Genomic DNA, 10,332 nt, shown 5'->3' with positions numbered 1-10,332 from the left:
GGCGCAGCGGGTCCTGCAGGTCCTTCTTCCAGTCCAGCTTGACGGCGCCCTCGATGTGGCCGCCGTCGTAGGCGGTGGTGTCCTCGTCGACCTCGACGAAGACGATGCCGGGCTGGCCGAGGTGCTCCTGGACCCAGTCGACGGTGACGAGCACATCGGTACGGCTCACGGGGGATCTCCTTCTGGTCGGATGTTCAGGCTTTCAGACGGCGCACACGGACATCCACAACCGGCGCCCGCGGACGTGACCCTGCGCTCTCCGCTGCGGGCGCCGGTTCGAGAACTAGGCTATTACGATCGACCCTAGTAGTGCTTGCCGGCCATCCCCGTCGCGGCAGCTACTACTTAGCTCCGTACTATCCACGCGCGTACTGCTGTTGACGTTGAGCACTCCTCTCCCCCGGCGCCGAAGAAGGTGGAAGCTGCCCGTGTCCCCCGCTTCCCGGCTGCCGTACGACGCCTGCCCTGCTGGGCGGCAGGCTCAGCCGGATGCGGTGATCCAGCTGCACGGCATCGCGGTCGCGGTCGAGCGCACACCAGTCCTCCGGGACCTGACGCTCACCGTGGGAGCGGGCGAGGCAGTGGGGGTGATCGGGGCGAACGGGTCGGGCAAGAGCACGCTGTTGCGCCTGCTGGCCACCCTGCTTTCCCCTGCCGCCGGCACCGGTCGGGTACTCGGTTCGGCGCTGGGCAGCCGCGAGTGCGAGAAGATCCGTCCTCAGATCGCCCTGATCGGGCACTCCCCCGCGCTCTATTCCCGGCTCACGCTGGCCGAGAACCTGCGCTTCTTCTGTCGTCTGACCGGCGTCGACGTGTCGGCCGTCAGCTCGGCCCTGGACGCAGTCGGACTGGGTCGGGCCGCGGACCGGCCCGCGGACCGCTGCTCCCAGGGAATGCAACGTCGCGCGGAGCTGGCGCGGGTCATCCTCAGCGCGCCGGCCCTGCTGCTGCTGGACGAACCGCACGCCGGGCTGGACAGCGGGTCCGCCGGCCTCGTCGACGTCATCATCGACGAGGTACGCGAGCGCGAGGGCGCTGCCGTCGTCGTCTCCCACGATCGCGCCCGGCTGGACGCGGCCGTCGACCGGGTGCTGGATCTCCGGGAGGGGAGCCTCCGCGAAGTCCTTCCCGCGGCCACGATGGTCCCCGGGCAGGGATTCCGGTGACCCCGCCCGGCCCGGCGCGACAGGCTCTGGAACTGGCCCGGAAGGACCTGCTCCTCGAGGGGCGGGCCGGGGAGACTCTGCTAGTCACCGCCCCGTTCGGCGGCGTGGCGCTACTCCTCTTCCCGCTCGCCATCGGCACCGACGTCCCCCTGCTGCGCTCGGTCGGCTACGGCATCTACTGGGTCGTCGTGCTGCTCTTCGGCGTGCTGGTCAGCCTGCGGCAGAGCGCCGCGGACACGCCCGCCCAGGTGGCGCTGCTGCGGCTCACCGGAGTCCATCCCGTCGTCCGGCTCACCGGGCGGGCGGCAGCCAACGCCCTGCTGCTGCTGGCATTCGAGCTGACGTTGCTCCCGGTGGCAGTGATGATCTACGACCCGCCCCTGGACAGCTGGCCGTGGCTGCTCGCGGTCCTGCCGCTGGTCGCCGCGGGGCTGGCCGTGCTCGGGACCTTGGCCGGCGCCCTCGCGCAGGGCCTGGCAGGCCGCACGACCCTCGGCCCCCTCCTGGTGGTTCCGCTGGCGCTTCCCTTGCTCCTGTCGGCCACCCAGGTGGCCGAGGCGGTGCGCTACGGCCGGGAACCGTGGAGCTGGGTGGCCCTGCTGCTGCTCGTCGACGTCGTCGCCGCACTCGCGGTCGCCCTCTTCGCCCGATCCCTCGAGGAGTTCTCGTGACGTCCGTCTCCCGCCGGCTGACCGCCGTCACCGTCGTCGTCATGGCCGGGGCCCTGGCCGCAGCGCTGACCGCTCCCCCGGACCGGCTGCAGGGCAACCTGCAGCGGCTGATGTACGTCCACGTGCCGGCAGCGTGGCTCGCCTACCTCAGCTTCGCCATCACGTTGGGCGCCAGCGCGGGCTGGCTGTGGAAGCGCCGAGCGTCCCTGGACCGGCTCGCCTCGGCCAGTGCGGAGGTCGGGGTGTTCTTCACCGGACTGACCATCGCGCTCGGCTCGATCTGGGGGAAACCGGTCTGGGGAGTCTGGTGGACCTGGGATCCGCGCCTGGTGACGACCGCCATGATGTTCTTCGTCTACCTGGGCTACCTGGCGCTGCGCCGGGCGACCCTGGACGCCACCGTCCGAGCCCGGCGGAGCGCCGTGTTCGGGGTCCTGGCCTTCGCCCAGATCCCCGTCGTCCACATGTCCGTGGTGTGGTGGCGGGCGGTGCACCAGCCGCCGACGGTGCTCAAGCCGGCGGCCCCCACGATCGACGAGTGGATGCTCGCCGCCCTGCTGCTGAACGTCCTCGCCTTCACGCTCGTCTACGTCCTACTCCTGCGCACTCGCGTCCGACTGGCCGTCGCCGAGGAGACCTACGACGCCGCCCACGACCGTGCCGCCGGCGAGCTCGCCGGGCAGGCGATCACCACCCCGGACTACCGGAAGGAGTTCCCGAACCATGTCTGAGTGGGCATGGGTGGCGCTGGGGTTCGGCGTCACCTACGGGGCCATGAGCGGATACGCCGTCTGGTTGCAGCACCGGCTGAGTGGCGTCAACCGGCGCATCGAGAAGATCCGATGAGGCGATACCGGCTGCTGGCCGTGTCGGTGCTGGGCGTCGCGGGGATCCTGCTCGGGGTGCTCTTCGTCGGCAACATCAACGGGAACCTCGTGTACTTCCTGACGCCGCACGAGGCACTCGCGCAGAAGGCCGACTTCGAGGACGGCAGGCGCTTCCAGATCGGCGGTCTGGTGCAGGACGGCAGCGTGGTAACGACGGACGAGGGGCTGCGCTTCGTCGTCGTCTCCGGCCCCGCGGAAGTTCCGGTGGCCTACCGAGGGTCCCCCGCGCAGCTGTTCCGCCCCGGCATCGGAGTGGTGATGGAGGGAGCCTGGGACGGCGACACCTTCCGCTCCGACACCATGATCATCAAGCACGACGAGAACTACCAGCCTCCCGATAGCGCCGAGGGCGAACCCGGCGATGGGGCGCCGTGACGGTCCGGATGGTGCCCCGAGCGTCCGCCACCCGTAAGCGCTTGCTCGGACGGGCCGGTCGGGTTTCGGTCGCCGCGGCGCTGCTCACCACGGCCTGCACCGGCCCCGGTGAACCGGGGAGCGGCGTCATACCCCAGGCTCAGGAAGGCGACCTTCCCTCGACGACCCCCTGCCCCCACCCCCTGGAGGCAGGCGGCGGCGCGGGGACCCAACTCCCCGACATCACCCTGACCTGCCTGGGCCAGCCGACCGAACTGGCGTTGCGGGAACTGCCCGCGGTTCCGGTCGTCCTCACCTTCTGGGCGTCGTGGTGCGGGATCTGCCGCGAGGAGATGCCGGAGTTGCAGCGCCTCGCCGACGAGGTCGGGGACCAGGTGCTCTTCCTCGGCGTCAACGCCAAGGACGGGGAGCGGCCGGCGCGGTTCCTGCTGGACGATCTCGGCATCACCCACGCCAACCTGTACGACCCGTCGGGCCGGTCGCTCGATCTGCTGCCCAGCCCCGGGGTTCCCACCACCCTGGTCCTCGCGCCCGACGGAGAGATCGTCGACAAGGTCATCGGCGCGACGGACCAGGAACGGCTGCGCACGCTACTCACGGAGCGGCTAGGGGTCCAGCTCGCCGACGGCCCCTCCGCGGCCACCGACTGAGCAGCGCCGTCCGTGGACCTCCTGCCTCTGGCTTTCCTGTCGCTGATCGCGGGCGTGGTGTCGTTCACCTCGCCGTGCGCGCTGCCACTTCTGCCCGGCTACGTCTCCTACGTGTCCAGCCTGGCCCCTCCGGCCGGCGTCCCGGCGGCCGCCACCGGTGGGGCTCCCCCTGCGCCCGTCCGTGACCGGGTGCTGGCCGGGTCCCTGCTGTTCGTGCTCGGCTTCACCATCGTGTTCACCGCCCTGGGTGCAACCGCCTCCGGCCTGGCGCTGCTCCTGGCCCAGCACCGGGCAACCATCAACGTCGTCGGAGGCGCGTTCATCATCGCGATGGGGCTGGCCACGGCGGGTGTCCTGCGGCTGCCGCTGCTGCACCGCCAGGTACGCATGGACCTCAGCCGGATCGGGCGCGGCCCGGGCAGCGCACTCGCGCTCGGCGCGGCCTTCGCCTTCGGTTGGACGCCGTGCGTCGGCCCCGTGCTGGCCGCGATCCTCACCACCGCCGCAGGGTCGGGGACGGTCGCCAGGGGCGCTCTGCTGCTGCTCGTCTATTCCATCGGTCTGGGCATCCCCTTCCTGCTCGTCGCCCTCGGGGTCCGGCGCGGCCGGCTGCGCCTGGACTGGCTCCGGCGCAACTCCCGGAAGATCGAGGTATTCGGCGGAGTGCTCCTCGTCGCCATGGGCATCGGCATCGCCACGGGCAGCTGGACGCGGCTGATGAGCGGACTGCTGGCCTTCTACGCCCGGTTCGGCTGGCCGCCGATCTGAACCCGACCGGCTGCAGGTGATCACCCCACCGCGAGCTGACCCTGCACAGGACCGCCTCCCGCAGACACGTGGGAGGCCCGCCTGCCCAGCCGGTCCCGAGCTGCGCTACTCCCGGTCCACGTAGGGCTCCCCCGGCGCGGGCTGCACCGAGCCGGAGGTCCGGGACTGCGGGTCCCGCCCGGCCAGCACCTCCTCCACCGCGCCGGCCAGGAGGGGAAAGGTGGAGGCGCCGGTGATCTTGCCTCGGATGACGCCGTCACGGTCGATGATGAAGGTCTCGGGAACGCCGAAGACGCCGAAGTCGAGCGCGGCGGTGGAGTCCGGGTCGGTGACGTAGCGGTAGTTGTCACCACCGCGACCCATCTCGTCGAGGAACCCGACCGCGGCATCCTGCTCGTCCTGGTAGACGATGCCGACGAAGGTCACGCCGGCATCCCGGTAGGTATCGGCCACGGCCAGCAGCGCCGGGTGTTCCTCGCGGCAGGCGACGCACCACGACGCCCAGAAGTTGACGACGACGACCTCGCCCCGGAGGTCGGAGAACCGCAGCGGCGCGCCGCCCTCCAGGGCAGGCAGCTCCAGATCGGGGACGGCCGTACCGATCAGCGGCGTCTCGACAAGCGACGGGTCGGCGTCCAGCCGGCTGCCGAAGACCACACCGGTGGCGACGGCGGCAACCGCCACAACCACCGCCACCCAACGGACGGCGCGTCCCCGTCGCACCGGTCTCATCCCTCCCGGTGACTCCTCCGGCGCCACGACCGAACCCGGGGCTGTCAAGTCCTTCACCCGCCGTCACCCCCGGCCGCATCGAGCTGCGCGCGGGCAGCTGCGGCCAGCTCCTCGACCTGGTCGGCCACATCCGGCGGCAGATCCGGACGTTCCGCCATCTCGGCCAGCACCTCGAGGGCACCGCCCGGATCGTCGAGCCAGTGCAACCGCAGATTCGCGTCGAACCACAGTGCATCGAGCAGCGTGGGGTCCAGGCGCCGCGCCTGGGTGATGTAGTCCTCGGCCTTGTCCGGTTGCTCGGCGAGGAGATACGCCCAGCCGACGTACGCCAGCGCCTCCGGGTTGTCCGGCTCCCGCTTGAGCGCCTCGGTGAAGTGCAGCATCGCCGAGGGCAGGTCGCCGACCTCCACGTACCGCCGTGCCAGAGCCAATCGCATGCCCACGACATCGGGATTGGCCTGTACCACGGCCTCCATCTCGCTGTTGGTCACCGTGGAGAGGTCGCGGCCCCCGGGCACCGGCTCGGCAGCCGCGTCCGGCTGGTTGCCGTCCAGCTCGTTGCCGGTGACGAAGCCCCCGGCAGGGCGGTCCAGCACCGACTGTGGCAGGAGCACCGTGGCGGCGATGACGGCGGCCGCCAGGGTGACCAGGTAGGCCGCTCGACGTGCCCGGACAGCCCTGCCGCCTACCCTGGCCGCTGCCGGAGACAGACCTCGCTCCGGCGCATCCAGCTCACGAATGGCGGCGGCGGCCTCGGCCTCGTAGCGGGGACGTAGCCGCGCGACGTCGGCGTCGGTCAGCTCTCCCTCGGCGTGCTGACGCTCGATCTCCTCGAGATCCCGCAGCGCGTGGTCACGCCGCTCCTCCAGTTCCTCACGGCTCACGGTTCGTCGTCCTCGTCCGGGTGGCGGCGGGTCCGTGCGTCGGCGAGAGCGGCAGCGACCCTATCCCGGTCGTCATCGGACAGTTCCGGCACATCCGGGGAGCGCCGAGCACGGGTCAGAACCAGGACCACGCCCCCGATGGCGACGACGGCAGGCAGCACCAGCAGCCAGACGCCGCGGCCCTGCGCGGGCGGGTCGAGGAGGACCCATTCCCCGTAGCGCGCCTCGAAGTACTGCAGGATCTCGGCGTCGGAGCGGCCGGCCGCCACCTGCTCGGCCACGCTGCGCCGCATGGCCACCGCCGTCTCCGACGGGGATTCGGCGATCGAGACCGACTTGCACACCGGGCAGCGCAGCTGGCCTTCCAGCTCGGCGACCCGGTCACGCGGACCGGGACCGGCCGCGAACAAGCCGACCACGGTGACGGTCAACAAGGTAAGCAGCAGAGCCGACGTCACACCCACCCGGCGGCGGTCAGGCACGGTCGCGCCCTTCGCCCTGCTCGGCGGGCGGATCGGACAGCACCGCGACAGCCTGTGGAGCCCCTGCGTCTGCGTTTGCAGGCGCATCCGCCTCGACGGCGGCAGGGGTCGCGCTGCGGACGCGGCGCCGAGGCCTGCCGCCCACCGCCCAGAAACCACCGGCGGCGACCAGGAGACCGCCGGCCCACAGCGTCCACATCAGCGGATAGCGGTAGAGGTTCACCGACACCTGACCGTCTTCCAGTGAGGTGAGGGCGACGTAGATGTCCTCGCGCGGTGTGGACCAGACCGAGGGCGTTGCCACCGCCTGCTGCTGGCTGGGGTACTGGTTGAGTGAAGGCCCGGCGATCCGCACCACGTCGGCGCCCTCGCGGATCTGGAACTCCGCCGCCACCTCGGTGCGGTGGGATCGCTGGATGGTCTCGTTGCCGGTGTAGGTCACCGTGTAACCGCCGAACTCCACCGATTCCCCCTGCCGCAGGGTGGCCGTCGTGCGCTCGGACAGGTCGGCCGAGACGGCGATGGCGAGAGCGACCAGCACCAGACCGATGTGGGACAGCTGCCCACCCCAGTAGCCGCGCTGTCGACGGACCATCTGGAACAGGGTGGCCGGCCGACGATCGGGCGCGCTGGTGACCAGTTGCCGCGCGCTGGCCGCCACGATCGCCGTCGCCAGCAGGGCCACGGCGACGACCGCGACCGACCGGACTCCGGCCACCACGAGACCGGCACTGACCAGGCTGCCGGCCAGCAGAGCCGGACGCAGCCGCGCCCATAGCAGCCGGCCGTTGGCAGCCCGGTACGGGGTGAACGGCCCCACTCCCATCGCGAGCAGCAGGGCGAAGGAGATGGGCACCGCCATCCGGTCGAAGAAGGGACGTCCGACCGACGTCTGCGCCCCGGTGAACGCCTCGACGAACACCGGATACAGGGTGCCGAGCAGCACGACGAAGGCGAAGAGGGAGAGCAGCAGGTTGTTCACGAGGAACGCTCCCTCGCGGCTGGCCAGGGACTCCAGCCGGTCGGGGGAAGCCAGCCCGGGCGCGCGCAGTGCGAACAGTGTGAACCCGCCGACGACCACGACGACGAAGAAGCCGAGCAGCGCCGGACCCACCGGCGACTGGGTGAAGCTGTGCACCGAGGCGACCACCGAGGACCGGGTGAGGAAGGTCCCCAGGATCGTCAGGGCGAAGGTCGTCAGGACCAGGACGAAGTTCCAGGACTGGAGGGTCCCGCGCCGGACCTGGACGACGGCCGAGTGGATGAAGGCGGTGGCCGTCAGCCACGGGATCAGGGCGGCGTTCTCCACCGGGTCCCACGCCCAGAAGCCACCCCAGCCCAGCACCTCGTAGGACCACCAGGCGCCCAGGACCAGCCCGGCGGACAGGAAGGACCAGGCGACGAGGTTGGCCCGGCGGGTGCGGCGTAGCCAGTCGATTCCCGGCGTACGGGTCAGCAGGGCCGACATGGCGAACGCGAAGGGCACAGTGAACCCGACGTATCCGAGGTAGAGCAACGGGGGGTGGATGGTGACGAGGAGGTGGTTCTGCAGGAGTGCGTTTGGCCCGGGGCCGTCGGCCGGCGGCTGGGCGAGGACCTCGAACGGGTTCGCCACGGTGGAGACCAGCCCGAAGAAGAAGGTGGCCACCAGCCCCATGAACGCCAGCGCACCGACGCCCAGCCGGTCATCGACCGAGCGGACCTGCCGTAGCACCACGGCGGTGAAGCCGGCCAGCACCACGACCCACAGCACGATGCTGCCTTCCAGAGCCGACCAGGCTGCGGTCAGCTTGAAGAGCACCGGTGTCGCCCGCGAGCTGTTCCCCGCGACGAAGGACACCGCGAAGTCGTCGGTGAGCAGCGCGATCTCCAAGGCGATGAACGCCACCGCGGCGCCGACCACCATGCCGACGACCGGCTGTTGCAGCTGTCCCCGCGTCGCTCGGTCGGGAGTGCGCAGCGCTCGGAAGCCGAAGACGGCCAGCGCGATGGAGCTGGCGAGGCCGAGCATGACGCCTGCCCAGCCCGCGGCCGCGAGGATCACCGGTCCACCCCCACCTGCGGCCTGACCGTGGCCATGTCGTTCGTGCCTCGCTGAGCTCGAGCGCCTGCAGCCGCCGCGAACCTCAGCGAATCGCTCCCCCAGGACATCAGGGTGCGACCTCCCTCATACGAGTCCAGCATCGAAGCGCGGATCCCCTGGGCGCTGTCCGGCGGAGCGGCAGCCGCTCCCACAGAGGGGACGCGCAGTGGCGACTGGCAACTATGGCACATAGGAGAGGAGCCCCAGCGTCGGCACCTCCAGGGACGCAGGGGCCGGCGACACCGGTCCGCCGAGCAGGACGACGGTCCCGCCGTCGGCCGGGCCTCGGGCCTGGCGGTCCGCCGGGTCAGACGCTCACCAGTACCGAAAGTGCCGCCAGCAGCACCAGTCCGGCGACCGCGAGAGTCAGCCTGCGCCCGTGCTTCGTCTGCCGCGGCAGCCCCCGGAGTGGGAACAGCACCTGGCGCCCGAAGGTGTAGGCCGCCACCCCCGCCACGAAGAGCAGTCCGTCCACCCCAGGGTCGGCCAGCACCACTGCTGCGAGCGTCGCTGCGGCGATGAGGCCGGCCAGACTGGACTCGAGCAGCTGTACCGGGATCCGGCGCACGCCTACCCGACGGTCGGAGGACCAGATCCCCCACCGAGAGGCCGTGGGGCGCCCCACACAACAGCCTCCGAGCAAACACCCCAGGCGTCCGATGGTCATGCCCACCAGCAGGCCCGGCGCCGTCACGTCGAGCATCGGGCCGACCGGGATCCCCGCCCACCAACTCCCCAGGACGACCGAGCCGACCGCACCGACCACAAAACCCTGGACCGACATGCCGGCGCGCAGCAGGCCGGCCTTCTCCTCGCGGTGGGTGAGGAGGTAGTACACCTTGGCACCCACCAGCCCGATCAGGCTCGCCAGCACCGACACCAGGAGCAGTCGCGCGACCGGCAGGTCGCGGTCCGCCGCCAGCACACCTTGAAGAGCCAGTGCGAACAGCCAGCCGAGGGCCACCAGTGCGGGCCAGGCTCCGATCCGGACCCCTGGCGCGCGGACATCGGCCACGGGCTTGAAGGTCGTTCTCCCGACGGTCGTCCCACGGGGAAGTGGCCCGGGAGGTAGATTCGGAGGCGCAGGGGAGTCTGCAGGGGCGTGCCGGACGACGGGGGTTGCGGTGACCTCCCACTCCCCCGGCGCCAGTCCGGGGACACGGGCGGTCACGGCGACCCGCCCGCTTCCCGGGAGCACGTCATTCAGGGTGTGCACGACCTCGAACTCGTCGGCCCTGCCGGGGGTGTCGGGTCCGGTCAGCCGCCTACCGCTGAATCGCACGTTGACCGGATAGGGGTCGCCACTGAGCGCAGCGTCGAACCAGTAGGTCACTCCGAGCGCTTGGGGATCGACGTCGTCCATGGACTCGCACGACCAGGACGTGACCTGGACCGCGCCCGCAGGCATGTCCCGAGCCAGGACAGGACGGCGCACCGGGGTGACAGCCTCCCGTGCCGGTGACCGGGGAGCGCCTGGGACCGGCGGCGCAGACGGAGGGAGGCCAGCGGAGGGAGATCCGGTCACCGTCCCGGACGCCGCGGACTCAGGCCGAGCTCCCGGGGAGGTCGGTGTCCTCTGAGCAGCGGGATCCGGGCGGGTCGGAGGCGCTAGTGGTGCCTTTCTCGCCGGCAGG

At 71.3% G+C, this 10,332-nt stretch carries 13 protein-coding genes; 7 read left to right on the top strand and 6 right to left on the bottom strand.

From position 1 onward, the window contains the following. Positions 1-169, bottom strand: a 169-nt coding sequence (locus E9549_RS24135) for a rhodanese-like domain-containing protein (protein WP_374201389.1), incomplete at its 3' end; no start/stop codon positions are given. A gap of 325 nt (positions 170-494) precedes the next feature. On the opposite strand from E9549_RS24135, the gene ccmA reads away from it, so the two are divergent. The 7 genes from ccmA to E9549_RS10470 are packed head-to-tail and all read left to right on the top strand — an operon-like array spanning position 495 to position 4,517. Then, a complete protein-coding gene (gene ccmA, locus E9549_RS10495; RefSeq protein ID WP_113801658.1) occupies positions 495-1,166 on the top strand; it encodes a heme ABC exporter ATP-binding protein CcmA in 672 nt (223 codons plus the stop codon). Further along, on the top strand, positions 1,163-1,837 hold the full coding sequence (locus E9549_RS10490) for a heme exporter protein CcmB (protein ID WP_113801657.1): 675 nt from the start codon (positions 1,163-1,165) through the stop codon (positions 1,835-1,837). The genes ccmA and E9549_RS10490 overlap by 4 nt, the downstream gene beginning before the upstream one ends. Next, positions 1,834-2,568 carry a cytochrome c biogenesis protein CcsA gene (gene ccsA, locus E9549_RS10485; protein ID WP_113801656.1) on the top strand — a complete coding sequence of 245 codons (735 nt, stop codon included), beginning with the start codon at positions 1,834-1,836 and terminating at the stop codon, positions 2,566-2,568. The genes E9549_RS10490 and ccsA overlap by 4 nt, the downstream gene beginning before the upstream one ends. After that, a complete protein-coding gene (locus tag E9549_RS23345; protein ID WP_255411561.1) occupies positions 2,561-2,683 on the top strand; it encodes a hypothetical protein in 123 nt (40 codons plus the stop codon). The genes ccsA and E9549_RS23345 overlap by 8 nt, the downstream gene beginning before the upstream one ends. Next, positions 2,680-3,099: a cytochrome c maturation protein CcmE gene (locus E9549_RS10480; protein ID WP_113801655.1), complete on the top strand. Its 420-nt coding sequence runs from the start codon at positions 2,680-2,682 to the stop codon at positions 3,097-3,099. The genes E9549_RS23345 and E9549_RS10480 overlap by 4 nt, the downstream gene beginning before the upstream one ends. Beyond that, positions 3,096-3,749, top strand: coding sequence for a TlpA disulfide reductase family protein (locus E9549_RS10475; RefSeq protein ID WP_113801654.1), 654 nt, complete (start codon positions 3,096-3,098; stop codon positions 3,747-3,749). Before E9549_RS10480 ends, E9549_RS10475 begins: the two co-directional genes overlap by 4 nt. Before the next feature lie 12 nt (positions 3,750-3,761). After that, positions 3,762-4,517, top strand: coding sequence for a cytochrome c biogenesis CcdA family protein (locus E9549_RS10470; protein WP_113801653.1), 756 nt, complete (start codon positions 3,762-3,764; stop codon positions 4,515-4,517). A gap of 105 nt (positions 4,518-4,622) precedes the next feature. Here the strand turns inward: E9549_RS10470 and E9549_RS10465 are convergent, their stop codons facing one another. The 5 genes from E9549_RS10465 to E9549_RS10445 form a co-directional block, all read right to left on the bottom strand. Next, positions 4,623-5,213, bottom strand: coding sequence for a redoxin family protein (locus E9549_RS10465; RefSeq protein ID WP_236826475.1), 591 nt, complete (start codon positions 5,211-5,213; stop codon positions 4,623-4,625). Positions 5,214-5,302: 89 nt separating this feature from the next. Further along, a complete protein-coding gene (locus E9549_RS24130) occupies positions 5,303-6,133 on the bottom strand; it encodes a tetratricopeptide repeat protein (protein WP_113801651.1) in 831 nt (276 codons plus the stop codon). Next, complete coding sequence (locus tag E9549_RS10455; RefSeq protein WP_236826474.1) at positions 6,130-6,615, bottom strand: cytochrome c-type biogenesis protein; 486 nt, start codon at positions 6,613-6,615, stop codon at positions 6,130-6,132. The genes E9549_RS24130 and E9549_RS10455 overlap by 4 nt, the downstream gene beginning before the upstream one ends. Then, the gene (locus E9549_RS10450) at positions 6,608-8,659 is read right to left on the bottom strand and encodes a heme lyase CcmF/NrfE family subunit (protein WP_205730289.1); all 2,052 of its coding nucleotides are present in this window, start codon (positions 8,657-8,659) and stop codon (positions 6,608-6,610) included. Before E9549_RS10450 ends, E9549_RS10455 begins: the two co-directional genes overlap by 8 nt. Positions 8,660-9,005: 346 nt before the next feature. Next, positions 9,006-9,713, bottom strand: coding sequence for a prolipoprotein diacylglyceryl transferase family protein (locus E9549_RS10445; RefSeq protein WP_236826473.1), 708 nt, complete (start codon positions 9,711-9,713; stop codon positions 9,006-9,008). Between the last annotated feature and the right edge of the window lie 619 nt (positions 9,714-10,332).

The sequence above is a fragment of the Blastococcus sp. MG754426 genome (assembly GCF_021699055.1).
Taxonomy (GTDB): domain Bacteria; phylum Actinomycetota; class Actinomycetes; order Mycobacteriales; family Geodermatophilaceae; genus Blastococcus.
This window is presented reverse-complemented; position numbering and strand designations above follow the sequence as displayed.